Origin of the sequence: Ectopseudomonas chengduensis (assembly GCF_900102635.1) — a bacterium.
GTDB classification, from domain to species: domain Bacteria; phylum Pseudomonadota; class Gammaproteobacteria; order Pseudomonadales; family Pseudomonadaceae; genus Aquipseudomonas; species Aquipseudomonas chengduensis.
The window spans coordinates 153,956-180,443 of sequence record NZ_FMZQ01000010.1; the positions used below are offsets into that span (position 1 = coordinate 153,956).

The following is a 26,488-nucleotide window of genomic DNA, read 5'->3' on the forward strand; positions in this document are numbered from 1 at the left end:
CTCACTCTCCCAGGATCCGCCAGTTCTGGCGCCCGCGAGATGCAGGGCCGAAATCGAGGCGTTCACGCTGAATGCTGTCAGGAGTGTTGAAGAATGCGTCTTTGCCGACAATGGCGGGGCTGCCGAAACCGGGGACCCTGACACTGGAGACGGTGCGGCCCTGATAAGAGTCCTGCGCGGTAACGTAATTGTTCCCGCTCAGGTCCAGGACGTTGAACTGGGTGGCGCCTCCCGTGTAGGCATCGATTGCCATGAACCAGCGATCAATACCGGAGCTGCACGGGTCAGCATTGGGCGTGGTCGTTGCCGCGAACAGCACGTTGGATCGAGCGCTCATGTCGGTTACGACCATTTCACCTTTCAAGGTAGAGCCTTCTTTCAGATCCAGGAACCAGCCATATTTGCTCACTCCTTCGGCTGGATTGCCGTTGACGTACCATTCCACCGGGTTCTGGCTTAGCAGGCGGATCTCCCGGCTGGTCGAGGTGCTGCTGTCAGTATCCTCGAAGGTGGCCGTGATTGCTGTCTCCATGTTCTGCTGAACCAGCTGGTTGCGAGTGACGCTGGGCGTGGTTGTCGCATTCTGGCCAGCGGTTTGCCTATCCCAGATGCCATAGATAGTCATCGCCTGGCTGGTGTTGGCCTGGGCGTCGGTGGTTTCTATGTATTTACCGGTACCCACAGATACGATGTGGCCGAGACCGGTTGGGTGGCGAACGATGGTGGGTGCTGCAGTGATTGGTTGGCGGTTGGTATTCGTAGCGCTGAAGAGTGGCCTTGCGCCAAAGGCTGCGCGGAAGGTGTTGGCCGAAACCGGGGCGTCTGGGTTCACCACGAATGGCTCGCTCCTCGAGGCATCGAACAAGTCGAAGCGCCACAGATTGCCTTGCAAATCCCCCGCATACACGTAATCGGTAACTAGGTCGCCATTAATGTCGACAGCGCGTGGGGTTGAAAGGCCATTGATGACGTTATCTGCGCCAACGGTGATCTTTTTGGAAACACTACCATCGGCGGCATCGAGAATGAACAGTGCTGCTCTGTCGTTGGTACTGTTGTAACCGTTGCTTAGGATCACGCTCCATTTACCGTTGTGCAGCTTGGTGATGATCGGCTCGGGGAAGCTGAAGCCCAGATCGGTATCATCGGTGGAGCTGAACTCCCACAGCAGGCGTACGTCGGTCGGGTCAGTGATATCCAATGCGAACACCGAGCGACCACCACCACGCAGTGTGCCGACCAGGATGGTGCGCCAGACACCGTTGATGACCACATCCCCGACGACGGGGGTTCCGTCTACATAGAACTCATGAGTGGTGCCATAGCTCTTGTCGGTCAGCTTATTTAGCTTGGGAATGACAGCAGTGGGGATATAGGCAAAAACTTCATCGCCGGACTCATCAAACCCATGCAGCATGCCGTCATTGGCACCGACATAAATACGCTTGGGGCGTCCGGCTTTGTCGCTGCGGAACTTGGCGTAAGCCTCGTTACCGGGACCTGCGGCCTGATCCATCAGATAAGCCAGGCGATCAGGTGCACCGACAACAACCGGGCTAGAGTGAATGATGTCGCCCAGTAGATAGGTGCGCTCGCGAAAGGTCGTGTTCTCTCGGGAGCGATCACCGCGAAGGAAGTCGACGCGCTGAGAGCCCAGGCTATCGACGACGCCGTTGACGTTGCGGTTCAATACATCCTGTTGGGCAGCGCTGAGATTCTTCCAGGTGAAATCGGCAAGGGACGAGTTCCTGTTGATCTTGATGTTGCGGCTCCCTGGACTCTGTGCCTGCAGTCTGCTGCGGGCATTCCAGCCGAGTGTCAGCGCTCCGTTGGAGTCCACGTCGTACTTGATCAACTCACCGCTCCAGTTATCGCTGGAGAAGCGTGCATAGTAGGCCTCGTTGCCGGCGCTGGTAACGGCTGACTCCAGGGAGACAGCCGATGCCGATGTGTCTCGATCCGCGATGCGACTGAGAATGGTCTTGAACGCAGTAACCATGTCTTCAGGTGAGTCCACGCTGAAAAACTCGCCACGAGAGTTGACTGCTGCGTGCCAAAGGTCATAGACATTGTTGGCACTGTCAGAGCCGGCGTTTGGCCAGGCGGTGGTGCCGGCGGCAAGATTTTCATAACCACCTGCGAAGGTGCTGCCAGCCCATGCTGGATTGCTCAGGCTGCGGGTCAGGCCAAGCCCGAGTGTGTAGGTGACCAGATGCTGCCAGGTTGCCGGGTTGTTGCGTGCATCCCAGTATTCGGTCGTAGCGTTGGCATTCTTGTAGGGAATGTAGGGTTTCAGTTCGTTGGCAATGTTGGGCTGTGCATCCTCGGCCCAGTACTTGAAGGCCACGTCTGCCACGGTGTTCGAGACAGAGTCTCGGAAAGGTGCTCGAGGGGTGTAAGCAGTACCGTCTGGCAGGGCCGCTATCGAAGTATTGTCGACGTTGCCGACGTTGAAGCCGCTGTCACCGTTCCATATGCCATCGGTCATCAGAATATGGTAGGACGGTCGGCAGGCATACTGGGGATTGCTTGTGCTTCCAGGCTCTGCGGCAAAGGGGCCGTTGACGCCGGTGTTCTTGAGAAATTCACCCGCACGTTGCGCGGCGCCGCGCAACGGCGTGCCGCCGCTACCGCGAATATCGGACAGCCAGGAGAAGAATTCTTGTCTATGGCTGTTGGCAAAATTACGCAGAGAGTTGCTGTAATTTGTGCCTGACGCGCCTCTGCATGTTCCGCTCAAGTTGCCGAGATTGGTACAGGAGTTGAGCATCTGCCAGGTAACGCGGACATTTTCGGGCAGGGTATAGAAAGCAAGGTTGGCGGCGCTGGCGGTGGCAAGCGAGCGGGTACGGTAGAAGGAGTACCAGTTAGCGAAGTTCTGCTGCTCTTCCGCGCCGACATCGACACGTCGATAGCAATCATTATTGCTAATGGCGCCGTTGTTACAGAGGCTACCGTCATAGACGTAGTAATAGGCAAGCCTGCCGGTGGAGTTGCTTCCGCTTACCTTAAATGGGTGGTTGGCCAGCGTCTGGCTGGTGGCGTTCGGGGTGTAGGATTTGGTAGCCCTGAAGTTGGTGCTCAGGTTGACAGTGCCACGATTGGGCTTGAAGCCGTCCAGAGGGGCGCTGGTAAATGACGGCGTATCGTAGGTGCCGACGGTGGTCAGGCCGGTCGCTGCGTTAAAGGTGATTCGCTTGGGAATCTCATAGACGGCCGATGGGTTGTAATACATAGGGTTGTAGGTCGATGAGAAGAACCGCGCTTGGGAGTCGTTATCGCCGGTTTGGGCGTCGTTAGCAATGCCGTCGGGCGCATAGGCCCAGGCCATGGAACCCGAGTCGTCGAGCGTAACCAGCAGATTAGGGGCTACGCCTTCGGTCAGGAACAAAGGCTCCTGGCTGATGGTCAGGCCCGCGGCGCTAACACTCTGCGCTGCGCTGCAGATTGCCATCGTCAGAGCGGCACTGAAACCTGATTTGCTGAAAGCTTTGATATTCATGATTGATTGTCTCGGTCAGTATCGCTGGACAACTACAGATTGCAGGGTTTCGGTCATGCGCTGGGAGCGTCCAGGTGAGCGTGCATTGACCTGGTAGTAGTAGGGGCCGACTCCACGGCTGCGTTCCTCCGGGTCGGTGACCTCGACGCGACCAGTCGAGTCGGCTGGGTCGAAGCCGATCAGGGCGCTAAACCAGCGGGGGTCGTCAGCAACACTATAAAGATCGGTCTGTTGTGCGGTGGAGCCCTTGTAGGCCATGACCGAGCCGCTCTCGAACACACTGTCGACATCGCTTGGTATCGTTGCCAGTACGCAGTTTTCTGCGCTCGTCGAGCAAGCGGCGCTAGTGTCGGCAGGCCCAATCGAGTTGGCGAGACGGATCTCTCCTTCACGCAGCGCGGATTCGGCAGCGTTGAATGCAGTCTGCTTGTCGCGCAGGTTGCCGACGATGCGTTCTTCGAGCGTCACTTCGCGCATGCTGGATATGGCCAGTAAAGTGATGATCAGCAGCAGAACCAAGCTGATGATCAGCGTTGCACCTCGTTGCGAATGTCTAGTCTGCAGACTCATGGAGCGATGTTCCTCAAGGTGGTTGTGCCTTGAACCGACTTGTAGAGTTTCTTGTCGGTGGCTGTCGTTGCCGTAGCGTTAGCCAGAGGGTAGTTGTAGTTGGTCGTATTCAACGCGACGTTGGCAGATTCGCTCTCATGCAGCGACGCGTATCGGACCGCAACAATGTTATTGGCCGATGCTGCATCGCTTGCTGACAGGTAGGTATCTGCCTGCCTGTTTGCATTAAGGTCCACACCATATTCGAAGGTGATCTGGTTCAGCCCGGAAAGCATGGTTTGTCCTCGGCCGTTCACGTAGCAGTTGAGATCGCTGCCAACCCGCTCTATGCGGATAGTGATTGGGTCATCATTCGCGATGAGATCTCCATGACAGTCCCGCTCGCCGACGTCTGCGCGTTGATAGCGGAAACAGACGCCCAGGCCATTGGTGGTTGGCCGGATGATCTGGCCCGCCGAGAAGGTCGGGCAGGCGGCGTCGGTGCTGGAGCTTTTGAAAACGAAGTCACGGCTATCCTGGGCAAGCTGCCGGTAGCCGGCCTTGTAGAGTTCCTTCTCGAGTAGCAATAGCGCGAAACGGCTGTTTTCCAAGTTGGCGGACTGATTTTGCTGGTAGATGTAGTTGCGCTTGTTATCGATGTAGATCTGTGTGATTCCCAAAATCAGAAAGCTGCTGATGAGTAGGGTGATCATCAGCTCGACCATGGACAGGCCGGTTTGCCGTGTTGCGTTCATAATACTGGCCTCAGGGTTCGAAGCTGATTCGGTAGAATTCGCGGCTGTTCGCGTTGTCCACTTCGCCGGCGTTGGTACAGGGGGTGTTCGGGGCGCACTCCGAATTGCGGCTCAGCCAGGCAATCTGGATCTTGATAGCCGAACCGAGGTTGTCGCAGGCTGCTGAACCGGGAGTGCTATCCCGACAAATTACGAACTCGGCCAAGGTTGAGTTATCCACCGGTAAGCTGTTGCGTACCTGTTGGGCCCAGAGATTCAGATGATCCGTCGCCATATCATCTGGTGTACAGCCGCTGGCTGTGCGGCAGTCAGCAACACCGCTGGCAGGAAAGCTCGCAGACGCCGCTTTGTAGTAATTGGATGTCCCCCTCAACAGACCATTGGATGCGACGACACCGTCTCTGTTGCTGCGAATAAGCTCGATTAGATCGTCGGCCAGCATCGCTGCCGTGTTGCGTTGCGCGGAATCTTGCGTGTACTGGATAGTTCGACCCTGCATAGCAACCAGGCCGAGAATGCCGATACTGATGATGACGATGGCGACCAGCACTTCGATCAGGCTGAAGCCCTCTGACCGGTTGGATTTAAACATGGAGGTCCTCATGGCGTGCAGTCTGTCGGAGTCGTGGCTGGCTGAGTGATGCGGCCACTCGGTTGCAGGGCGATTGAGCGAGCATTGCCGGTGTTGCCGTCCTGGCATAGCACTATGACGGGATTACCAGTTACATCTAGGGTGCCGTTTGGGCGAAACGACAGCCATTTCTGAACGCCCGCACTGCCGGAAGCAGTGAGGTTGGCCTGATTGAAACCTGTGTGTTCACGCAGTTCTTCGTCGACAGAGGCGTTGAAGGCCCGATTGGTGCCTTGATCGCCGCTGACGTAGATGCGGATCTGCTGATCCCAGCGACCGTCACTACCGGAGATATTCTCCAGCGTAACTACGCGGTTCCGCATCACTGCCTCGTTCTTCGCGTACTGCATCAGGCCATAGAGCTCGTCGCTTGCACTTTGCACTCTGTTGGACTGGATGAGATTGGTGAAGCTGGGCATTGCGACACTAGCCATAATGGACAGCAGGATCAGAACGATCAGCAGTTCAATGAGCGAGAAACCGGCCGCACCGTTTGAGCGATTCATGACGCCTCCTTTGTATGCGACATGATTCTGGAGGCTGCGGTATCCATCTGTCCTAGTTGGCGGGATGAGTGGAGTGAAGCTCCGGATAACTGGTTAGCAGCCCTGGATGTCTTGTCCCGAATTGCTCTCTGCTTTGATTCGTCCTGGCTTATTGAGGACAATTTCCCAGCGTTTGGGGCTGGCTGGGTGGCATAGATGGAAACGTCCGTTTGCTGCTGGTGCGGTACCGTTGGGGTAGAAAATTATTGATTTGTTGAAGCCTTTCCATTGCAGCGCGAGAGGTGGCGGTAGGGTATGGTTGGTCAGCACCTCCGAGGTAGACTTGTTCCTGGTCAACCATCCGGCTTGCCAGTCTCCACTACAATCGCGTCCATTCGCTGAACCGCAGAGTTCGATCTGCATGGCGTGCTGTATTGCTTGCGCACGCGCAGCATTCATATGACCGATGAGTAGGTTGGCCTGAGTATCGCCCTGGAGTCGGGCGCTAAGTATTGAAAAGTTGGGAATGCCCAGGCTGCCGATAATGGTAATCAGGGCGAGTACCACGAGCAGTTCGTGCAGCGAGAATGCGGCTTGTTTGGTATGCATGGATGGTCCCTTTCATCTGTAGCGTCTTCCTGACGTTGTTTAGTTAAGTACCCTTTCGATAGAAGGCAAGCAAAGCGTGATAAAAGCGGCTGTGGTGGGTGCGGGGGCGCTAGGTTTGCTCAGTGCTTATCAGTTGGCGTTGGCGGGGTGCCAGGTCTGTGTGTTGGAGCGTTGTCGCGTCGGCCGCGAATCCTCCTGGGCCGGCGGTGGCATCGTTTCGCCGCTCTATCCCTGGCGTTACAGCGCGGCGGTGACGGCGTTGGCACATTGGTCGCAGGATTTCTATCCGGGGTTGGCTCGGCAGTTGCTGGAAGACACCGGCGTCGATCCCGAGGTCCATGTCACCGGGTTGTACTGGCTGGATCTCGATGATGAGGCCGAGGCGCTGGCTTGGGCTCGGCGTCAGGGGCGCGAGTTGTTTGCGGTGGATATCGCTGAGGCTTATCAGCAGGTGCCTGTTCTGGGTGGCGGTTTCCAGCGCGCCATTCATATGCCGGGCGTGGCCAATGTGCGTAATCCCCGATTGGTCAAAGCGCTGCGGGCGGCTTTGGCGGCCATGCCGAACGTGGAGCTGCGTGAGCATTGTCCGGTTACCGGCTTTATTAAGGAGGGCGAGCGGATCTGCGGTGTGACCACGGCTGCTGGCGAGATTCGTGCTGAGCGTGTGGTGTTGGCGGCCGGCGCCTGGAGTGGTGAGTTGCTCGGGACGCTGGGGTTGGCGTTGCCGGTGCAGCCGGTCAAGGGGCAGATGATTCTCTACAAGTGCGCCGAGGATTTTTTGCCGAGCATGGTATTGGCCAAGGGGCGTTATGCGATCCCGCGGCGTGATGGGCATATCCTGATTGGCAGCACGCTGGAATACGCCGGCTTCGACAAGACGCCGACCGATGATGCGCTGGAAAGCCTGAAAGCCTCGGCCGAAGAATTGTTGCCTGCACTCAAGGATGCCGAGGTGGTCGGGCATTGGGCCGGCTTGCGGCCTGGCTCGCCGGAAGGTATTCCCTTTATTGGAGAAGTGTCTACGCATCCGGGGCTGTGGCTGAACTGCGGGCATTTCCGCAACGGGCTGGTGCTGGCGCCGGCATCCTGCCAGTTGCTGGCTGATCTGATGCTCGGGCGCGAGCCGATCATCGATCCGGCGCCTTATGCGCCGGCGGGGCGGTTGCAGTAGTGGCTCGTCAACTGTGACGCAGGCTGTCTTGATCGCCGGCAAGCCGGCTCCTACACAAGCGTGATCTCGGGGTTCAGTCGATACCCAGCTTCTTCAGGCGATAGCGCATCGAGCGGAAGGTCAGGCCCAGGCGTTGCGCCGCCGCCGTGCGGTTCCAGCGGGTTTCTTCCAGTGCCTGCATGATCAGTTTGCGTTCGATGTCCTCGAGGTAGTCCTCGAGGTTGTCGATCTGCGCCAGGCTGGTTTCGCCGCCTTCGTTGCCAGGGCTGCTGGCATCGGCCAGGCGCAGGTCGCTTGGCGTGATCTGATCGTCTTCGCAGAGGGTGTAGGCGCGTTCGAGCATGTTCTCCAGCTCGCGCACGTTGCCGGGAAAACGGTAGTTCTTGAGCTTTTCCAGGGCATCGGGGTGCAGTTTGGCAGCGGCTAGGCCGGTGCCATCGGCCAGGCGCGCGAGCATCACGTCAGCCAATTGTGCGATGTCTTCGCGGCGCTCGCGCAGCGGCGGTACGCGCAGCTCGATGACGTTGAGGCGGTAGTAGAGGTCCTGACGGAAGCGGCCGGCCGCGACTTCGGCGGCGAGATCCTTGTGGGTGGCGCAGAGGATGCGTACATCGACCACCACTTCCTGCTGGCCACCGACGGCGCGCACGGCCTTCTCCTGAATCGCGCGCAGCAGTTTGACCTGCATCGGCAGCGGCAGGTCGGCGACTTCGTCGAGGAACAGGGTGCCGCCATTGGCCGCCTGGAACAGCCCCTGCTTGTCTTCGATGGCGCCGGTGAAGCTGCCTTTCTTGTGGCCGAAGAACTCGCTCTCCATCAGCTCCGAGGGAATAGCGCCGCAGTTGACCGGTACGAACGGCTGTTCGGCGCGCGGCCCCTGCTCGTGAATCAGGCGCGCTACCAGTTCCTTGCCGCTGCCCGACTCGCCGCTGATATAGACCGGCGCCTGGCTGCGTGAAAGTTTCAGGATCTGCTTGCGCAGCGCTTTCATCGGTGGCGAGTCGCCGAGCAGGCGGCTGTCGACCGGGGTTTCCTCGCCCTCGGGGGAGCGAATGCGCAGGGCGGTGGCGACCAGTTCGCGCAGGCGACCGAGGTCCACCGGTTTGGTGAGAAAGTCGAAGGCGCCGGCCTTGAGCGAATTGATCGCGGTGTCCAGGCTGCCGTAGGCGGTGATCATCGCCACGGGAACCTGCGGGTGGCGCTGCTGGATGTGTTGCACCAGATCCAGGCCGGTGCCATCGGGCAGGCGCATATCGGTCAGGCACAGGTCGAACGGCTCGCGCGCCAGCCACTCGCGCGCTTCCTTGACGTTGCGCGCGCTGCGGGTGTCCAGCTTCATGCGTCCGAGGGTGATTTCCAGCAGCTCACGGATATCGGGTTCGTCGTCGACGATCAGGGCTCTCTGACGGTTCATGTTCAGCTCAGTTTGCGCGGATGGGCGAAGGTGATGCGAAAGCAACTGCCGCCACCTTCACGAGGTTTATAGTCGAGGCGAGCCTGGTTGCTCTCGCACAGCTCGCGCGAGATGTACAAGCCAAGGCCGGTGCCCTTGTTTTCCGTGGTGTAGAAGGGCTCGAAGATGTGCGGTTCCTGCTCGGGCGGCACGCCGGGGCCGTCGTCGAGAATCTGCAGTACCGGCAGGTCGCTTTCCGCATCGCGGAACAGGCGCAGCCAGACCTGGCCGAGCCGGTGCTTCTGGGCGCTGTAGCGCAGGCCGTTCTGGACCAGATTGGTCAGCACCTGGGTCAACTGGTGTGGATCCATGCGCGTCTGCAGGCTGCCGCCCTGGGTTTCCAGGTGGATCTGCCGGTCAGCCGGTGCCGAGCTGCGAAATTCGCTGGCGAAGCGGTGTAGCCAGTACTTCAGGTCGAGCAGTTGTGGTTCGGCCTGGCGCCTGCGTGACAGTTGCAGAACGTTCTCGATCACCAGGTTCATGCGTTTGGAGTGATCCTGAATGATCTGCGCCAGGCGCTGATCCGGGCCTTGCAGGTCTTCCGATTCCTGCAACAACTGCGCGGCGTGGCTGATGGCGCCGAGCGGGTTGCGAATTTCGTGGGCGATGCCGGCGGTCAGGCGGCCGAGCGAGGCCAGCTTGAGCTGTTGCGCCTGCTGGGCGATCTGCGAGATGTCGTCGAGAAACACCAGGGTGTGCTGCTGGTCGCCGCGTTGCAGGGAGATGAAGCTTGGCTGCAGTACCGGGCCATCGACCTGCGCCTGCAGGCTGTCAGGGCGCAGGGTCGGGTTGTGCAGCCACTGTTGCAGGCGTTTGACCAGCTCGGGGCAATGCGGGTCGATGATCTTGCCAGTCAGCTCACCGCGCCCGAGCAACTGCGTTGCGCCCTGGTTGGCCAGCAGCACTCGGTGTTGGGTGTCGAGCACCAGGATGCCTGTGCGCATGCGCTGCAGGATCTGTTCGTTGAGCTCTTCCAGATTGGCGACGTCGGCTGCGCGTTGTTCGGCCAGGTTCTCGCTGACCTGCAGGCGGCGGGTGATGCCCTGGATGAACAGCGCCCCGGCGAAGCACAGCGCGCCGAGGGCGCCAGCCTGCACGTACTGGGCGGCGGCAGCCGGGCGGCTGAGGCTGAGGTAGAAGGTCAGGTAGATCAGCGCCATCGCGGCAACGGCGGCGATCAGCAGACCAACGCGTCCGCGCAGGAGGATATTGGCGATGGCCACCGCTACCACCAGCAGGTTGCCGATGCCGCTGGGCGTGCCGCCGGCGGCGTAGAACAGGGCCGAGAGAAAGATCACGTCGACCAGCGCCAGGCTGAACAGCTGCATCAGGTGCTTGGGTTTCTGCACCAGTACGGCGATGAAAATGTTGAGGATCAGGTAAACCCAGCTGCCGGTGCGAAACAGCTCGATATGCACGACATCCAGCAACTGCTCGTCGAGGTTGCTGGAGATCATCAGGATCAGCGCCAGGCCGATGGTCAGGCGATAGAAGTGATAAAGCCTGAGGATGCGTCGCCCCTGGGTGTTGCCGGGTGCGCTGATATCAGCGGTCACCGGTGTGCGGGCCTTGTTCGAGGTGGGCCTGGCTGCAGTACCACTGCTGATCCTGGCTCAGCGCCTGGGTCTTGGGAGTGTGCACGCCGCAGTGTGCACAGCGCACCATGGGCGCAGGTTCATCTTCGCGCTGCGCTTGGCTGGGGCGCTTGGGGGCGCTTATATAGCGGCGCCAAACCCAGATCGCGGCGAAAATGATGGCGATCCAGAACAGCAAGCGAAACAGACCCATGGTGCACTCTTTTGTTTGGTTGAGGGTGGCAGTTTAGCCAAGGTGAAGTCCGCGGCACAGGGGGCGGTGGCAAGCTGTGCGCTGTTTCCGGGGCAATAAAAAGGGAGGCCGAAGCCTAATGCCAGTCAGTTAAGGCTGTACGCGTTTGGCTCCCCTCTCCCGTTTACGGGAGAGGGGCTGGGGGAGAGGGCCGAAATACCGCGAAACGGCCATTTACCCCTCTCCGAACATGGCTCGCCAGAGGGGCGAGGAGACTCATCGTAGGCAGTCAGCGCTTAACTGATCAGCATTAGGCCGAAGCCTCTCTTGTTCAATCACGCATCGCTCAGTCGAACAGACCGAAGGTCAGGTAGCTCCAGATCGAACGCTTCTTGGCGGTTTCGCCGGTTTTGGCGTCCTGCTGCAGTTCGCGCGGTATCTGCTGCTCGGCTTCCTCGTACTGACGAACCACGTCCTGGCTGGCGCGGGTTTCGCCCGGCGGCAGCGGCGTGTCGGTTTCGATCAGGCCCAGGGTGGCCTTGGCCAGCCAGGAGCGGTTGTCGGCTTCCTCTTCGAGCGGTACGAACTGGCCGCTTTCCAGGCTCGGGTGGTCAGGGTAGTTGAGCTTGAGGGTTTCCAGGCTGGTGGCAGCCAGGTCGTCCAGGGACAGACGCTGATAAGCCTCGGTCATGATCGCCAGGCCATCGCCGACCGACGGGGTTTCCTGGAAGTTCTCCACCACGTAGCGACCACGGTTGGCGGCGGCGACGTAGGCCTGGCGGGTCAGGTAATAGTGGCCAACGTGCACTTCGTAGGCGGCCAGCAGGTTGCGCAGGTAGATCATGCGCTGCTTGGCGTCCGGGGCGTAGCGGCTGGTCGGGTAGCGGCTGGTGAGCTGGGCGAACTCGTTGTAGGAGTCGCGCGCGGCGCCGGGGTCGCGCTTGGTCATGTCCAGCGGCAGGAAGCGCGCCAGCAGGCCACGGTCCTGGTCGAAGGAGGCCAGGCCCTTGAGGTAGTAGGCGTAGTCGACGTTGGCGTGCTGCGGGTGCAGGCGAATGAAGCGCTCGGCGGATGACTTGGCGGCCTCCGGCTCGGCATTCTTGTAGTAGGCGTAGATCAGCTCCAGCTGCGCCTGCTCGGCGTAGCGTCCGAACGGATAGCGCGACTCCAGCGCCTTCAGTTTGGCGATGGCCTGGGTGTAGCTGCGGTTGTCCAGGTCGGCCTGGGCCTGCTGGTACAGCTCCACCTCGCTGAGGTTTTCATCGACCTCCGGCTGCTTGGAGGAGCAGGCGGCGGTAAGGGCGAGGATGGCGATCAGCAGCAGGTGTTTCACTTGCATGGCGGCTTGCGTCCCTGTGACGGCCGCGCGGCCGTCCTGTTATGATGAGCGCCCCCGGAAAACCCTGGGGCAAAGACGCCGTATTTAACCACAAGCCTGTCGCCGAAACCAAAGGCCAGGCTCCCGCCGTTGCCTAAGAGCCTGTTCAATGTTTCGCGAGCTAGAGCAATGCAAGGCAAAAACAGGCGAGGACGCGGAGTTTACGAGCTGTAAATGAGCATCCGAGCCTGTTTTTAACGCAGCAGGGCCAACGCGCAGCAAACTTTGAACTGGTTCTGAAGATGACTTCTATAAACAAACAATTGATCCAACTCCAGGCCATCGTCCCCTTTGAACAGGGCGGTCAACGCCTCGACCAGGTGGCTGCGCAGCTGTTTGGCGAGTTCTCCCGTTCGCGCCTTTCCACCTGGATCAAGGAAGGTCGCCTGACCGTCGATGGCGCCGTGGCGCGTCCGCGCGACACCGTGCATGCTGGCTCGACGCTGGTACTGGATGCCGAGCAGGAAGCTCAGGGCGAGTGGATCGCGCAGGACATCGAACTGAACATCGTCTATGAAGACGAACACCTGCTGGTGATCGACAAACCAGCCGGTCTGGTCGTGCACCCGGCCGCCGGGCATGCCGACGGCACCCTGCTCAATGCCCTGCTGCACCACGTCCCGGATATTATCAATGTGCCGCGTGCCGGCATCGTCCATCGTCTGGACAAGGACACCACCGGCCTGATGGTGGTGGCCAAGACCCTGCAGGCGCAGACCAATCTGGTCGAGCAACTGCAGAAGCGCAGCGTCAGCCGTATCTATGAATGCATCTGCATTGGCGTGATCACCGCCGGCGGCACCATCGATGCGCCCATTGGCCGCAGCTCTAGCCAGCGTCAGCGTATGGCAGTGACCGATGGCGGCAAGCCGGCGGTCAGTCACTATCGCGTACTCGAGCGCTACCGCTCGCACACCCATGTACGGGTCAAGCTGGAAACCGGGCGTACCCACCAGATTCGTGTGCACATGACCCACGTTGGCTACCCGCTGGTGGGCGATTCGGTCTACGCCGGTCGTTTCCGCATTCCGCCGGCGGCCAGTCCGACCCTGGTGCAGAGCCTCAAGGAGTTCCCGCGTCAGGCGTTGCATGCGCGTTTCCTCGAGCTGGATCACCCGGCCACTGGCAAACGCATGAAGTGGGAGTCGGCGCTGCCGGATGATCTGGTCTGGCTGCTGACCCTGCTGCGTCAGGATCGCGAGGCCTTCGTCGGGTGAGTGCCCACGACTGGCTCATTCCCGATTGGCCTGCGCCGGCCAACGTGCGCGCCTGCGTTACCACCCGTAGCGGCGGCGTCAGCGCCGCGCCGTTCGATAGCTTCAACCTGGGCGATCATGTCGAGGACGACCCAGCGGCGGTGGCGAGCAATCGTCAGCATCTGGTCGAGGCCCTGGGTTGCCAGCCAGCCTGGTTGCGCCAGGTGCACGGCATAGTGGTGGCCGAAGCCAATCCGGCTGTGGTCATCGAAGCCGATGGCAACTGGACGACCACCCCTGGTATCGCCTGCACGGCGATGACGGCCGACTGCTTGCCGGCTCTGTTCTGCGACCGCGCCGGCACCCGTGTGGCGGCGGCCCATGCCGGTTGGCGCGGGTTGGCCGGTGGCGTGCTGGAGGCGACCGTGCAGGCGCTCGGCGTCGCACAGCATGAGTTGCTGGTCTGGCTCGGTCCGGCCATCGGCCCGGCGGCGTTCGAGGTGGGAGCAGAAGTGCGCGAGGCCTTCGTGCGACAGCATGCCGAGGCTGTCAGCGCATTCGTTCCCAGCACCAATGCCGGCAAGTTCATGGCCGATATCTACCTGCTGGCGCGCATTCGCCTGGCTGCCATCGGCGTGACCGCGGTCAGCGGCGGTGGGCTGTGCACCTACAACGACCCGCGTTTCTACTCCTATCGCCGCAGTGCCCGCACCGGGCGTTTCGCTTCGCTGATCTGGCTGCAGCCCTGAGCGTGAAGTAGGGCGGGTGAAACCCGCCAGACTGGCTAGCGGCGGGTTGCACCCGCCCTACGTTTTCTAATCCTTAATCACCAATATCAATAGTGCTGTCGCGAGCGAGACGACCGGTCATATGCTCTGCGCCATGAACAGCATTCGACTCGACAAGCGCGACCTGATCCTGAGCAAAGGCTCGGCGGTGATGACGCGCCGTGGTTACCACGGCACCGGCGTGCTGGAGATCGTCCAGGCGGCCGGGATTCCCAAGGGCAGCTTCTATCACTACTTCGCCAGCAAGGAAGACTTCGCCCTGCAGGCGCTGGCTTTCATCTATCGGCCGCGCCTGGCGCGATATGCCCAGGCGCTGAATGACCCGGCGCTGAGCCCGCGTGCGCGCATCCTCGCTTACTACCGTGATCTGCTGGCGCACTTCGCCCGACAGGACACGCCGCAGTACCACTGTTTCATCGGCAGCCTGAGTTTCGAAATGAGCGAGATGCTGCCGGCGATCGGCGCCGAGGTCGCGGCGATTCAGCAGGCGTCTGTGGACATTCTGCGCGACTGCCTGGAGCAGGCGCAGGCCGCCGGTGAACTGCCCGCTGACGAGGACTGTAGCAACCTCGCCACCTTCATCAGTGACGCCTGGCAGGGCGTGCTCGCCCGCCTCAAGGTGGGCCGCAACCTGCAGCCGCTGGAAGCTTTTATCACCCGCCTGGAGCGTTTGCTGCAGGCCTGATTACCCTTCAACCCCAGAGGAAAGATGATGAGCGCACCCGTTCAAGCCCTGTTCGCCCCGTTCCGCCTCGGTAACCTGGAGTTGCCGACCCGTGTGGTCATGGCGCCGATGACCCGCTCCTTCTCGCCCGGTGGCGTGCCCAACGCCAAGGTCATCGAGTATTACCGTCGCCGCGCGGCTGCGGGCGTTGGCCTGATCGTCACCGAAGGCACCACCGTCGGCCACAAGGCCGCCAACGGCTACCCGAACGTGCCGCGTTTCTACGGCGAAGACGCCCTGGCCGGCTGGAAGCAGGTGGTCGACGCGGTGCATGCCGAAGGCGGCAAGATCGTCCCGCAGCTCTGGCACGTGGGTAACGTGCGCAAGCTGGGCACCGAGCCGGATGCCAGCGTGCCCGGCTATGGCCCGATGGAGAAGGTCAAGGACGGCCAGGTGGTCGTACACGGTATGACCCAGGCCGATATCGATGAGGTGATCGCTGCCTTCGCCCAGGCTGCGCGCGATGCCAAGGCCATCGGCATGGATGGCGTGGAGATTCACGGCGCCCACGGTTACCTGATCGACCAGTTCTTCTGGGACGGCAGCAACCAGCGCACTGACCAGTACGGTGGTGATCTGGCGGCGCGTTCGCGCTTCGCCATCGAGCTGATCCAGGCCGTGCGTGCTGCGGTCGGCCCGGACTTCCCGATCATCCTGCGTTACTCGCAGTGGAAGCAGCAGGACTACACCGCGCGCCTGGTGCAGACCCCGGAGCAGCTGGAGGCCTTCCTCAAGCCGCTGTCCGATGCCGGCGTGGACATCTTCCATTGCTCGACCCGCCGTTTCTGGGAGCCGGAGTTCGAAGGCAGCGACCTCAACCTGGCCGGCTGGACGCGCAAGCTCACTGGCAAGCCGACCATCACTGTCGGCAGCGTCGGCCTGGATGGCGAGTTCCTGCAGTTCATGGTCAAGACCGACAAGGTGGCCGAACCGGCCAGCCTGGAAAATCTGCTCGAGCGCCTGAACAAGGAGGAGTTCGACCTGGTCGCCGTGGGCCGCGCGCTGCTGGTCGACCCGGATTGGGCGCTGAAGGTGCGCGAAGGCCGCGAACAGGACATCCTGCCGTTCAGCCGCGATGCGCTGACCACGCTGGTCTGAGTCCGTTTCTATCGGGCGTCGCGATCCGGCGCCCCGTTTTCAGCCCCGGCACATCGGGGCTTTTTTACATCTGCATGTTTTGAGTGGATGTGATCACGTAGGGCGGGTGCAACCCGCCAGATTGTCTCAGTGGCGGGTTTCACCCGCCCTACGGGCAAGCTCCGTGCTGACGCAGAGGTGCGCTGGCTGCATGGCGCTGCGCAGGTGCTGTTCGAACAGCGCGACGATGCCATCCCAACTCAGGTGGCTGGCATGTCGGCGGGCATTGAGGCGGATGCGCCGCAACACTTCCGCCTCTTCCAGCAGCTCACAGGCGGCTTCGCAGAAGCCTGCCTCGTCACCGGGACGGGCGAGCATGCCGTTGTGCCCGTGATGGATATGCTGGGCGGCCGCAGCCTGGTCGAATGCCACCACGCCGAGGCTTGAGGCCAGGGCTTCCAGTACCACATTGCCGAAGGTTTCCGAGAGGCTGGGAAACAGGAACAGATCGCCCGAAGCGTAGTGCGTGGCCAACGCTTCTCCGCGCTGCAGGCCGCAGAACTGCGCCTCCGGCAATTGCGTCTGCAGGTTGGCGCGCAGCGGCCCGTCGCCGACCAAAATCAACCGCATGCGGCGCTGCGGATGAGCTGTCTGCAGGGCGTGGATGGCTTTTACCAGCAGGCCAAGGTTCTTCTCTGCCGCCAGGCGACCTACATGCAGCACGGCCAGGTCATCCGGCCCCAGGCCCCAGCTTTCGCGCAGGGCGTCGCAGCGTCGGCGTGGTTGGAACAGCTGGTTGTCGACACCCCGCGCGAGCAGGGCCAGGCGTTCGAAGTCACGGCGTTCGAGGTCGACCTTCTGGCCGATGCTCGGCACCAGCGTCAGCTGCGTGCGGTTGTGAAACCAGCGCAGGTAGTTGGTCATCGCCCGGGTCAGCAGGCCGATGCCGTAGTGCCCGGTGTACTGCTGGAAGTTGGTGTGAAAACCGCTGACCACCGGGATCGCCAGGCGCCTGGCCGCGCGCAAGGCGGACAGGCCAAGCGGGCCTTCGGTGGCGATATAGAGCACATCCGGGCGTTGTCTTTTCCAGCGCCTGAGCAGCTTGTGCAGGGATGACTGACCCCATTGCAGGCCGGGGTAGCCGGGCAGCGGCCAGCCGCGAGTGAGCAGCAGGTCATTGCCGGCGTCCTGCTCCTGATCGACCTCCTGGCGTGGCCGTATCAGTTGTACGCGATGGCCACGGCCACGCAGGCCGTCGACCAGGCGGCCGAGGGTATTGGCCACGCCGTTGATTTCCGGCGGGAAGGTTTCGCTGATCAGCGCGATGTGCAGAGAAGGTGCGTTCATGTAAGCAGTCTCTGCCCAGGTCATGTAGTGAACATGACGTTTCGATTGCGCTTATATGTCAGGCGAGCAGGCCGTGAAGTTGTTCACGCAGCCAGGTATGTGCCGGGTCATGGTGCTGCTGGCGGTGCCAGATCAGGCTGATCTGCACGGCCGGCATGTCGAAGGGTAGCGGCGCCACCTGCAGGGCGAGCAGCGGCGCGAAGGCGTCGGCCAGGCGCGCGGGTATGGTGCCGAGCAGGTCGGTGTGAGCGACGATGGCCGGAATCGGCAGGTAATTGGGCAGGTGCAGCGCTGCCTGGCGTCTGACCTTGGCCGAGCCCAGGACGATTTCCAGCGGCGAACCGCGCCCGGCGCGCGGCGTCACGATCACGTGGCGAGACTGTTGGTAATCCCTGAGGCTGAGGCCGCCGACGAAGGCCGGATGATCCTGGCGGCCGATCACCACCAGGGCTTCTTCGCGCAGGGGTGCGTAATGCAGGTCGGGCGAATCGACGTGCAGGTAGTCGATGGCCAGGTCCAGGGCACCGCTTTCCAGGCGTGGCAGCAGGTTGTCGGCGTCGTCGCTGTGCGCTACCAGCTCTACCAGCGGCGCGACGCGGGCCAGATGTGCCTGCAGCATCGGCAGCAGCGCGGCCTGGGCGTAGTCGTTGAGCGACAGGCTGAACACGTGCGGCGTCCGTGCATCGAAGGGTTCTGCCGGGCCGAGGCCAGCCTGCAGCAATTGCAGCGCCTGGCGCACGGGCGGGTAAAGGGCCAGGGCGCGAGCGGTCGGGGTCATGCCGCGGGCGGTGCGCTGGAACAGCTCCTCGCCCAGTTGCTGGCGTAGGCGGGCGAGGGCGTTGCTGACCGTCGACTGGCTCAGGTGCAGGCGCTGGGCGGCGCGGGTCAGATTGCCTTCCTGCATCAGGGCGTCGAAGACCAGCAGCAGGTTGAGGTCGAGCTGACGTAAATTCGTTATCACGGATAATGCTCTTTTCAAATATCCATTATTCGAATGATTTGGCCGGGCCTAGACTGCTGTCAATCCACAGGAGAGCGCCATGGCCTACAACAATGACAATGCCCAGGCTTTTCGCAGCGATTACCGGGCTGCCATCCACCGGCTGTACAACCCCTGGTTGCATGCCGCATTCGTACTGGCCTACGGGCTGCTCTGCATCGGGTGGCTCGGGAGCACGCTGGAGGCTGTGGCGCCCTGGCAGTGGCTGCTGGTGCCGGCGACGCTGGTGTTCTTCAGCTGGGGCGAATACCAGGTGCACAAGCGCCTCGGCCACAACAAGACGCGCTTCGGCAAACTCTTCTACAAACGCCACACCGGCGATCACCACAGCTTCTTCGTCGAGACGCTGATGCCTTACGAGACGGCGCGCGACTGGCGCGTGATCCTCTTTCCGGCCTGGCTGATCGTGCTCTACAGCCTGCCGTTATTCGCCGCCTGGTGGCTGTTGTCCCATCTCGACGGCAACCTCGCCGCGTTGTTCGCCGGCAGCATGCTACTGGGCTACATGAGTTACGAAGTGGTGCATGCCTGCGAGCATCTACCTGATAGGCACCCGGTGTCGCGCCTGCCGTGGATTCGCCAGATGCGCCGCCTGCATGCGCTGCATCATCGCCGTGAGCTGATGCATTCGTGCAACTTCGGCATCGTCCATCCGCTGATGGACTGGCTGCACGGCACCCTGCACTGGGAGCCTGAGGCTATCCATCAGCAGAACCGCCAGCAGCACCGCATTCGCATCGCCCGGCCTGCTGCGTGCGTGCTGGAATACGCCGCGGCGCCGAGTCACTGGCCGCAGTGGCACCCGTCGTCACTGCACATCTATGGGCGCGAAGGGGCCTTGCTCGCGGGTGAGCGCTTCGAGGAAGACATTCATGCCGGCGGCCGCGCCGGGCATCTGCGCTGGGACGTGCTCGACTATCAGCCGGCCCAGCGCTGGCAGGCCAGTGCGCAGGGCGACCATGGACTGCACCTGCTGCTGAGCTACGAGTGCGTGGCGGTCGAGGGAGGCTGCGAGTTCGTGCGCACCCTCGAATACGGTTTCGCCGGCTGGCCGATGCGCCTGGCCAATGGCCTGTTCATGCGCCGCCGCATCGAGCGCGAGTCGCAGGCGTCGATGCAGGCGTTACACGATGTCCTTGCGCGAACCTAGCGCCTGCTCGCCGCGCTCGCGTACCCAGAACAGCGTGGCGCCGGCCACCGCGGCCGGCATCATCAGGATGTTCAGCCCCGGCACCAGCAGCGCGGCGTAGGTGATGCCGCCGAAGCTCAGGCTTTGCCAGCGTTTCTCGCGCAGCCAGGCGAGCATGTCCTGCCAGCTCATCTTGTTGTTGTCCGCCGGGTAGTCGATGTACTGCACGGCCATCATCCACACGCCGAACAGCAGCCACAGCGGCGCGGCGACCAGATTGACCACCGGGATGAAGCTGAGGATCAGCAGGCCGATGGCGCGTGGCAGGAAGTAGGCCAGCTTGCGCATCTCGCGGCCCATGGTGCGCGGCACCATGGCGGCCAGTTCGGCCCAGCTGAACGGCGGGAAGTGATCCTCGCCACGCGCAACCACCTCGACCTTTTCCGCGAGAAAGCCATTGAAGGGCGCGGCGATGATGTTGGCCAGCAGGGTGAAGGTAAAGAACACCATCAGCAGTACCAGCACCACGAATAGCGGCCAGAGGATGTACTGGAGAAAGCTCAGCCAGCTCGGCAGAGTGGGCATGAAGGTGTCGACCCAACCGCTGAACTGCTGCACGGCAAAGCTGATCATGGTGACGAACAGAATCAGATTGACCGCTAGCGGCAGCAGCACGAACAGGCGCAGGCCGGGGCTGAGTACCAGCCTCAGGCCTTCTCGCAGGTATTGCGGGCCGGACAGGACGGGAGCGGCGGGCATGGCGGTCTCCTGAGTGGTTGATGCGCGCGACCATACCGACTTCGCCGCCGAGGCGAAAGTTCAGATGGGCGCCTGGCAGCCATAGTCGGATTCTATTCGCGGAATTGGTAATGGATATTTCCGCTGGCCCGGCGGCCTGGATAGCCTTGCGCACAGTTTCGCTTTTGCGGGGCTCTCATTCTTCCAAGCCTTCCCCTAGTGCTTCGAGAGTCCCTTTTTATTCTGGCCTGCCGGCCCTGTGGGCCTGCGAGGAGTTAGCGATGTCCGCCGTTCGTCATGCCCGCGTCATCATCCTGGGTTCAGGCCCTGCCGGTTACAGCGCGGCGGTGTATGCCGCGCGCGCCAACCTGAAACCGCTGCTGATCACCGGTATCCAGGCCGGTGGCCAACTGACCACCACCACCGAAGTGGACAACTGGCCGGGCGATCCCCATGGCCTGACCGGGCCGGCGTTGATGCAGCGCATGCAGGAGCATGCCGAGCGTTTCGAAACCGAGATCGTCTTCGACCATATCAACGCCGTGGATCTGGCCGGCAAGCCGTTCACCCTGGTTGGCGACAGCGGTACCTATAGCTGCGACGCGCTGATCATCGCTACCGGTGCCAGCGCGCGTTATCTGGGGCTGCCCAGTGAAGAGGCGTTCATGGGGCGCGGCGTTTCGGCGTGCGCGACCTGCGACGGCTTCTTCTATCGCGGTCGCGAGGTCGCGGTGGTCGGCGGCGGCAATACGGCTGTGGAAGAGGCGCTGTACCTGGCCAATATCGCCAGCAAGGTCACGCTGATCCATCGCCTTGAGACCTTCCGTGCCGAGAAGATCCTGCAGGACAAGCTGCGTGCGCGTATTGCCGAGGGCAAGATCGAGCTGCAGCTCAATGCGGAGGTGGACGAGGTGCAGGGCGATGCCAGCGGCGTTACCGGCGTGCGCCTGAAGCAATACGGCGGCGCCTACCGCGAGCTGAGTGTCGAAGGGCTGTTCGTCGCCATCGGTCATACCCCCAATACCAGCCTGTTCGAAGGCCAGCTGGCGCTGAAGGATGGTTACCTGGTGGTCAATGGCGGGCGCGAGGGCAATGCCACCGCGACCAGCATTCCTGGCGTGTTCGCTGCCGGTGACGTGGCCGACTCGGTCTATCGCCAGGCGATCACTTCGGCCGGTGCAGGCTGCATGGCGGCGCTGGATGTTGAGCGCTATCTCGACGGGCTGTGAGAACACGTAGGGTGCGCTGTGCGCACCGCGCTTTGCTGGACCGTAGCTGATAGCGATCAGAAGCCGGTGCGCGCGGTGCACCCTACGGACGTCTTAATCCGGCCAATGCCAGGGCGGCTCGTCGAGCATGCCCTGGCCGCGGATGCAGGTCTGACCGAGCTGTTTGTCCAGCTCCAGGGTGTTGCAGTCGGGGCTTTCCTTGAGCGTGGCGATCAGGCGGCTGGCGTGGGAGACGACCCATACCTGGGTCTGCTTCGAGGCAGCGATGATCAGGCGACCGAGTGCCGGCAAAAGATCCGGGTGCAGGCTGGTTTCCGGCTCGTTGAGCACCATCAATGAGGGCGGTCGCGGCGTGAGCAGGGCGGCGACCAGCAGCAGGTAGCGCAACGTACCGTCGGACAGCTCGGCAGCGCTCAAGGGGCGCAGCAAACCTTCCTGGCGCAGCTCTACGGCGAAGCGCCCGCCGGCCTGAAAATCGATATGCAGGCGGCTGCCGGGGAAAGCGTCGTCGATAGCTGCGTCCAGCGCCGCGCGGTCGCCGATCTCGCGGATGGTCTGCAGGGCGGCGGCCAGGTCGCGGCCATCGTGATGCAGCACCGGTGTGCGCGTGCCCAGTTGCGGCTGGCGCGCCGGCGCCTCGGCATCACTGCGAAAGTGATCGTAGAAGCGCCAGCGGCGAATGGTTTCGCGTAGCTGGAAAACTTCCGGGCAATTCGGATCGTTGCCGATCTGGTCGAACAGGCTGTCGTAGTTCGGCACGTGCTGGGCCAGTACCTGCCAACTGCGCCCTTCGCGCATGCGCACCATGGGCCCGCTTCGGTCCACCAGTAGCGAGGCCGGGCGATAGGCGGCGCCGGCCCAGATGCACTCGCGCTTGATCTCCGGGTCGAGGGAAAAGGCCGAGTTGCTCGGCTCGGGCAGACCGAGTGCGATGGCATAGCCGAAATCCTCACCGGCAAAACCGAGGCGCAGACGCATGACGTTCTGCCGCGGGCTGCCTTGTACAGGGACTTCACCCTTGAGCATGCGCCGGGAAATCTTCTCTGGCCCGGCCCAGAAACTCGATTCCAGCCCACCTTCACGGGCCAGCGCGTTGACCACGCCGCCCTGGGCGGTTTCCGCCAGCAGGCGCAGGGCGCGGTAGAGATTGGACTTGCCGCTGCCGTTGGCGCCAGTGATCAGGTTGAGCCGGCCTAGGGGCAGGATCAGGCTGTTGATCGAGCGGTAGTTGGCGACGGCGAGGGTATGCAGCACGGCGAAGTCATCCTGACGAAAAGATCAGCGGCCATGGCGTGGCGACAATGCCAGCCAGGCCAGCACGGGGTAGCACAGGTAATGCAGGCTGAAGAGAAACAGGCCCATGGGGCTGGGCGTGTCCTGCAGATACATCATGCCCAGCAAGCCCAGATAGAGCAGACCGAGTACGCCGCCATAGAGCAGGGTGAAGCGCCAGCGCTCGGCGTTGCTCGGCGCGCGCCCGGTTCGCCAGTGAAACACCAGTGCCAGGCCGGCGGCGATGGCGGCGGCGATCAGCAGGGTGGTGAACACGCCGCCCAGACGTACGAAGGTGCGCAGCAGCAGGTTCAGTACGATGGCCGCGATCACCCCGGCAGCCGCGTAGTAGCGCAGTTGCAGGCCCTGGTTCACAGGTTTTGCACCAGACCGAAGCGTTTGCGCAGCACACGCTCGAGCAGCGCCTTTGGCAGCAGCGTGGCGAGCAATGGCAGGGCGCGGCTGCCATTGCCCAGGCGCAGCAGGCGTGGGCGTTTGTCGCGCTGCACGGCGGCCAGCAGTTGCGCGGCGAAGTCGCTGGCCGGCGTCGGGTTGTCCTGCGAGGCATTGGCGCGGGCGCGGATGCCGTCGCGCAGCGGCCACCAGGGCGAGTCCTGGCGGATCAGTGCTTCGGCCTGCTGGCTGGCGTTGGCGCCGAAACTGGAGGCGATGGCGCCGGGCTGTACCTCCATCACTTCGATGGAGAAGGGCGCCAGCTCCATGCGCAGCGCATCGCTCAGGGCGTGCACTGCGGCCTTGGACGCGCAATAGGCACCGGCGAAAGGCGTGACCAGCAGCGCGGAGACGCTGCCGATATTGACCACCAGGCCGCGGCTGCGGCGCAGCAGCGGGAAGAAGGCGCGGGTCACGCCGACGATGGAGAACACATTGGTTTCGAACTGCTTGCGCATGGCCTCCACGCCGCCATCGAGCAGCGGGCCCATGGCGCCGTAACCAGCGTTGTTGACCAGCACATCGAGACCGCCGATTTCTTCGTTCAGTCGTGCAGCCAGTCGCTCCAGAGCCGCGCTGTCGTTGACGTCGAGTTGCACCGCATGGAACCCGGCCTGCTCGAGCGCGGCCAGGTCACTGTCCTGGCGCGCCGTAGCCCACACCGCGTAGCCGTCAGCCTTGAAGGCATCGGCCAGGGCGCGGCCGATGCCGCTGGAGCAACCGGTGATCAGGACGCTGGGTTGTGGCATGCGCGGGACTCCCTGAGACGCGAATGGGCTGCAGCTTAGCAGCCTTGGCTTGAAGTGATGGCGGACTGTTCGCCTTGATCCCGTAGCCCGGATGCAATCCGGGAACAGTCACAGGCAACTTCCCCGGATTGCATCCGGGCTACGAAGCGGGCAACGGATGTTGAGTATTGTAGGAGCGAGCTCTGCTCGCGAACGCAGGTGACGCCATAAGCTTCGCTCGCGACGCTCGCTCCTACGGTCGGCGTTTTCAGCGAATGAACTTGCCCTGCAGGCGTTCGGCACGAAACTCCAGCGTCGCCGGGCGATAGCCGCTGCGCAGGTCGGGCAGGGGCATGCAGTCGCTCCAGCTGGCGTCCGGCAGCAGTTCACCGGGGCCGCTGTAGCGTGGCGATTCGTAGAGACGCTGGGCCAGATTGGTGGCGTTGCCGGGACGGTAGGCGGCGACTTCCCAACGCAGCTCCAGCAGGGCAGCGTCGCTGCCGTTCTTCAGGTCGATGGCCAGCGGGCGGTCGGCGGGGCAGCGCTGCGGGTCGTAGCTCAGACGCAGTTCGAGATGGGCGAGGTAGCGCTCGTCCTGGCTTTCCTGCCAGATCACCCAGCTAGCCACCAGGCCGAGACCGACCAGCGCGGCCATGGACACCGGTAGCGCTTTGGTCGGGTAGCGGATCAGCAGAATCAGCCAGGTGATGACGAGTACGACACCGAACAGCATGAGGGCAGTCCTTTTGGAGGTCTGTGCTCATCCTACACAAGGTGTCAGTTGAGGGTAACCGCGTGCGCTGTCGCAGGGTGTGACAGCTTCCTTCGCCTGGCGGGAAGGGAGGCGGGGGAAAACAGAGCCTTCAATGCCGTGGGCGTATTCTGCCCTCTCCTGTAAATGGAAGAGGGGGGCTCACTGCGTATGCCTCGGATGAACAAGGACGTAGCCCGGAAGCAATCCGGGGTCTAGATGACCCGGATTGCATCCGGGCTACGAACAGCTCAGTGTGCGGCGCCGGCGGCTACTGCATCGCTACGGCCGTACACATCCTCCAGACGCTCGATGTCGTCCTCACCCAGATAGGTGCCGGACTGCACTTCGATGATTTCCAGCGGGATCTTGCCGGGGTTGGCCAGGCGGTGCACGGAGGTCATCGGGATGTAGCAGGACTGGTTTTCGGTGAGCAGGAACTCTTTGTCGTCACAGGTCACCTTGGCCGTGCCGGAGACCACGATCCAGTGCTCGGCGCGGTGGTGATGCATCTGCAAGGAGAGCTGCGCACCCGGCTTGACGGTGATGTGCTTGACCTGGAAACGGCCGCCCATGTCCACCGAGTCGTACGAGCCCCACGGGCGGTACACCTCGCAGTGGTTCTGGGTCTCGCTGCGGCCCTGCTGGTCGAGCTTGCTGACCAGCTTCTTGACGTCCTGCACGCGGTCCTTGTGCGCCACCATCATGGCGTCCTTGGTTTCCACCACGACTATGTCTTCCAGCCCGAGTACCGAGACCAGCTTGCCGTTGCCGTGGATCAGGCAGTTGCGGCTGTCCTCGACCACCACGTCGCCCTTGGTGACGTTGCCGGCTTCGTCCTTGTCGTGCACTTCCCAGATCGACGACCAGCTGCCGACGTCGTTCCAGCCGGCGGCCAGCGGTACCACGCAGGCGCGGCTGGTCTTCTCCATCACCGCGTAATCGATGGAGTTGTCCGGGCAGCAGGCGAAGGTGGCCGGGTCGATGGCGACCTGTGTGCCGTCGCGCTGGCTGCGCTCCAGGGCGAGCAGGCAGGTGTCGTAGATGTCCACGTCATGATGCTTGAGTTCTTCGAGGAAGCGGCTGGCGCGGAACAGGAACATGCCGCTGTTCCAGTAATAATCGCCGCTCTTCACGTACTCGGTGGCACGCTGGGCGTCGGGCTTCTCGACGAAGCTGGCGACGCGCGCCACACCATCGGGCAGGGTGCCGTCGACCTGGCTGCGGATATAGCCGTAGCCGGTTTCCGGACGATCGGCCGGGACACCGAACAGCACCATCTCGCCTTTCTCGGCAGCCACGGTAGCCAGTGCCAGGGCCTGGCGGAACGCCTGCTGGTCATCCAGGACGTGATCGGCCGGCAGCACCAGCATCAGCTCGTCACGGCCTTCGGCGACCAGCTGCAGGGCGGCCATGGCCACTGCCGGTGCGGTATTGCGGCCAAAGGGTTCGAGCAGCAGCATCTGCGCCTGCTGGCCGATCTGTTCCAGCTGCTCGAGCACGATGAAGCGGTGCTCCTGGTTGGCTACCAGCACCGGCGGCTGCATGCCTTCGAAGGACAGGCGCTGCAGGGTCTGCTGGAACAGGGTTTGTTCGCCGGTCAGGGCGAGGAACTGCTTGGGATACAGCTTGCGCGAAAGAGGCCAGAGTCGGGAGCCGCTGCCACCGGAAAGGATGATGGGGGTCATGATGTGTCTCTCCTTAACGTTCATTACGAGATGGATGCCCGTGTCGTGTCGGTGCGGCGTGTGCCCGC

The 26,488-nt window shown here is 62.4% G+C and carries 25 protein-coding genes; 7 read left to right on the top strand and 18 right to left on the bottom strand.

Annotation, left to right across the window (positions count from 1 at the left end; all coding sequences use genetic code 11):
• Position 1: 1 nt before the first annotated feature.
• From BLS08_RS16655 to BLS08_RS16680, 6 genes are all read right to left on the bottom strand, one after another.
• Positions 2 to 3,502, bottom strand: a complete 3,501-nt coding sequence (locus tag BLS08_RS16655; protein ID WP_090336969.1) for a pilus assembly protein — start codon at positions 3,500 to 3,502, stop codon at positions 2 to 4.
• A gap of 15 nt (positions 3,503 to 3,517) precedes the next feature.
• A complete protein-coding gene (locus BLS08_RS16660; RefSeq protein WP_011912159.1) occupies positions 3,518 to 4,072 on the bottom strand; it encodes a pilus assembly PilX family protein in 555 nt (184 codons plus the stop codon).
• Entirely contained in the window at positions 4,069 to 4,764 is a 696-nt protein-coding gene (locus BLS08_RS16665) for a PilW family protein (RefSeq protein WP_158234266.1), read from the bottom strand. Before BLS08_RS16665 ends, BLS08_RS16660 begins: the two co-directional genes overlap by 4 nt.
• Before the next feature lie 52 nt (positions 4,765 to 4,816).
• Positions 4,817 to 5,398 carry a type IV pilus modification protein PilV gene (gene pilV / locus BLS08_RS16670; RefSeq protein WP_244155380.1) on the bottom strand — a complete coding sequence of 194 codons (582 nt, stop codon included), beginning with the start codon at positions 5,396 to 5,398 and terminating at the stop codon, positions 4,817 to 4,819.
• Between the two features lie 8 nt (positions 5,399 to 5,406).
• Positions 5,407 to 5,943: a GspH/FimT family pseudopilin gene (locus BLS08_RS16675; protein ID WP_090336972.1), complete on the bottom strand. Its 537-nt coding sequence runs from the start codon at positions 5,941 to 5,943 to the stop codon at positions 5,407 to 5,409.
• Between the two features lie 93 nt (positions 5,944 to 6,036).
• Entirely contained in the window at positions 6,037 to 6,531 is a 495-nt protein-coding gene (locus BLS08_RS16680) for a GspH/FimT family pseudopilin (RefSeq protein ID WP_090336974.1), read from the bottom strand.
• A gap of 76 nt (positions 6,532 to 6,607) precedes the next feature.
• Here BLS08_RS16680 and thiO point away from each other — a divergent pair, with 76 nt between their 5' ends.
• Positions 6,608 to 7,702 (top strand): glycine oxidase ThiO, encoded by a 1,095-nt coding sequence (gene thiO / locus BLS08_RS16685; RefSeq protein ID WP_394327956.1) that lies wholly within the window; start codon positions 6,608 to 6,610, stop codon positions 7,700 to 7,702.
• Positions 7,703 to 7,775: 73 nt separating this feature from the next.
• Here the strand turns inward: thiO and BLS08_RS16690 are convergent, their stop codons facing one another.
• The 4 genes from BLS08_RS16690 to BLS08_RS16705 form a co-directional block, all read right to left on the bottom strand.
• Positions 7,776 to 9,116 carry a sigma-54-dependent transcriptional regulator gene (locus BLS08_RS16690; RefSeq protein ID WP_090336978.1) on the bottom strand — a complete coding sequence of 447 codons (1,341 nt, stop codon included), beginning with the start codon at positions 9,114 to 9,116 and terminating at the stop codon, positions 7,776 to 7,778.
• Between the two features lie 2 nt (positions 9,117 to 9,118).
• Positions 9,119 to 10,711: a sensor histidine kinase gene (locus BLS08_RS16695; RefSeq protein ID WP_090336979.1), complete on the bottom strand. Its 1,593-nt coding sequence runs from the start codon at positions 10,709 to 10,711 to the stop codon at positions 9,119 to 9,121.
• On the bottom strand, positions 10,701 to 10,943 hold the full coding sequence (locus tag BLS08_RS16700) for a PP0621 family protein (protein ID WP_017678193.1): 243 nt from the start codon (positions 10,941 to 10,943) through the stop codon (positions 10,701 to 10,703). Before BLS08_RS16700 ends, BLS08_RS16695 begins: the two co-directional genes overlap by 11 nt.
• Before the next feature lie 325 nt (positions 10,944 to 11,268).
• Positions 11,269 to 12,261, bottom strand: coding sequence for an outer membrane protein assembly factor BamD (locus BLS08_RS16705; RefSeq protein WP_003459428.1), 993 nt, complete (start codon positions 12,259 to 12,261; stop codon positions 11,269 to 11,271).
• 281 nt (positions 12,262 to 12,542) lie between these two features.
• Between BLS08_RS16705 and rluD the strand changes: the two genes are divergently transcribed.
• The 4 genes from rluD (at position 12,543) to BLS08_RS16725 (ending at position 16,106) form a co-directional block, all read left to right on the top strand.
• On the top strand, positions 12,543 to 13,517 hold the full coding sequence (gene rluD / locus BLS08_RS16710) for a 23S rRNA pseudouridine(1911/1915/1917) synthase RluD (protein WP_090336981.1): 975 nt from the start codon (positions 12,543 to 12,545) through the stop codon (positions 13,515 to 13,517).
• Complete coding sequence (pgeF, locus tag BLS08_RS16715) at positions 13,514 to 14,245, top strand: peptidoglycan editing factor PgeF (protein ID WP_090336982.1); 732 nt, start codon at positions 13,514 to 13,516, stop codon at positions 14,243 to 14,245. Before rluD ends, pgeF begins: the two co-directional genes overlap by 4 nt.
• Before the next feature lie 133 nt (positions 14,246 to 14,378).
• Positions 14,379 to 14,969, top strand: coding sequence for a TetR/AcrR family transcriptional regulator (locus BLS08_RS16720; RefSeq protein WP_026088699.1), 591 nt, complete (start codon positions 14,379 to 14,381; stop codon positions 14,967 to 14,969).
• Between the two features lie 27 nt (positions 14,970 to 14,996).
• Positions 14,997 to 16,106 carry an NADH:flavin oxidoreductase gene (locus BLS08_RS16725; protein ID WP_079784506.1) on the top strand — a complete coding sequence of 370 codons (1,110 nt, stop codon included), beginning with the start codon at positions 14,997 to 14,999 and terminating at the stop codon, positions 16,104 to 16,106.
• Between the two features lie 126 nt (positions 16,107 to 16,232).
• On the opposite strand, the gene BLS08_RS16730 is transcribed toward BLS08_RS16725, so the two are convergent.
• Both BLS08_RS16730 and bsrA read right to left on the bottom strand, forming a co-directional pair.
• Positions 16,233 to 17,432, bottom strand: coding sequence for a glycosyltransferase family 4 protein (locus BLS08_RS16730; protein ID WP_090337018.1), 1,200 nt, complete (start codon positions 17,430 to 17,432; stop codon positions 16,233 to 16,235).
• Positions 17,433 to 17,490: 58 nt separating this feature from the next.
• Positions 17,491 to 18,393 (bottom strand): LysR family transcriptional regulator BsrA, encoded by a 903-nt coding sequence (bsrA, locus tag BLS08_RS16735; protein WP_090336984.1) that lies wholly within the window; start codon positions 18,391 to 18,393, stop codon positions 17,491 to 17,493.
• Between the two features lie 79 nt (positions 18,394 to 18,472).
• Between bsrA and BLS08_RS16740 the strand changes: the two genes are divergently transcribed.
• Complete coding sequence (locus BLS08_RS16740) at positions 18,473 to 19,582, top strand: sterol desaturase/SRPBCC family protein (protein ID WP_017678186.1); 1,110 nt, start codon at positions 18,473 to 18,475, stop codon at positions 19,580 to 19,582.
• On the opposite strand, the gene cysZ is transcribed toward BLS08_RS16740, so the two are convergent.
• Complete coding sequence (gene cysZ / locus BLS08_RS16745; protein ID WP_090336985.1) at positions 19,556 to 20,320, bottom strand: sulfate transporter CysZ; 765 nt, start codon at positions 20,318 to 20,320, stop codon at positions 19,556 to 19,558. The genes BLS08_RS16740 and cysZ overlap by 27 nt on opposite strands.
• A 260-nt stretch (positions 20,321 to 20,580) precedes the next feature.
• On the opposite strand from cysZ, the gene trxB reads away from it, so the two are divergent.
• On the top strand, positions 20,581 to 21,528 hold the full coding sequence (trxB, locus tag BLS08_RS16750) for a thioredoxin-disulfide reductase (RefSeq protein ID WP_090336987.1): 948 nt from the start codon (positions 20,581 to 20,583) through the stop codon (positions 21,526 to 21,528).
• A gap of 93 nt (positions 21,529 to 21,621) precedes the next feature.
• On the opposite strand, the gene BLS08_RS16755 is transcribed toward trxB, so the two are convergent.
• The 5 genes from BLS08_RS16755 to BLS08_RS16775 form a co-directional block, all read right to left on the bottom strand.
• On the bottom strand, positions 21,622 to 22,782 hold the full coding sequence (locus BLS08_RS16755; protein ID WP_090336989.1) for an AAA family ATPase: 1,161 nt from the start codon (positions 22,780 to 22,782) through the stop codon (positions 21,622 to 21,624).
• 24 nt (positions 22,783 to 22,806) lie between these two features.
• On the bottom strand, positions 22,807 to 23,175 hold the full coding sequence (locus BLS08_RS16760) for a hypothetical protein (RefSeq protein ID WP_024307079.1): 369 nt from the start codon (positions 23,173 to 23,175) through the stop codon (positions 22,807 to 22,809).
• Positions 23,172 to 24,002, bottom strand: coding sequence for an SDR family oxidoreductase (locus BLS08_RS16765; protein WP_090336991.1), 831 nt, complete (start codon positions 24,000 to 24,002; stop codon positions 23,172 to 23,174). The genes BLS08_RS16760 and BLS08_RS16765 overlap by 4 nt, the downstream gene beginning before the upstream one ends.
• A gap of 247 nt (positions 24,003 to 24,249) precedes the next feature.
• Positions 24,250 to 24,714 carry a hypothetical protein gene (locus BLS08_RS16770; protein ID WP_024307081.1) on the bottom strand — a complete coding sequence of 155 codons (465 nt, stop codon included), beginning with the start codon at positions 24,712 to 24,714 and terminating at the stop codon, positions 24,250 to 24,252.
• A gap of 269 nt (positions 24,715 to 24,983) precedes the next feature.
• Positions 24,984 to 26,420: a mannose-1-phosphate guanylyltransferase/mannose-6-phosphate isomerase gene (locus tag BLS08_RS16775; RefSeq protein ID WP_090336992.1), complete on the bottom strand. Its 1,437-nt coding sequence runs from the start codon at positions 26,418 to 26,420 to the stop codon at positions 24,984 to 24,986.
• Positions 26,421 to 26,488: the final 68 nt, after the last annotated feature.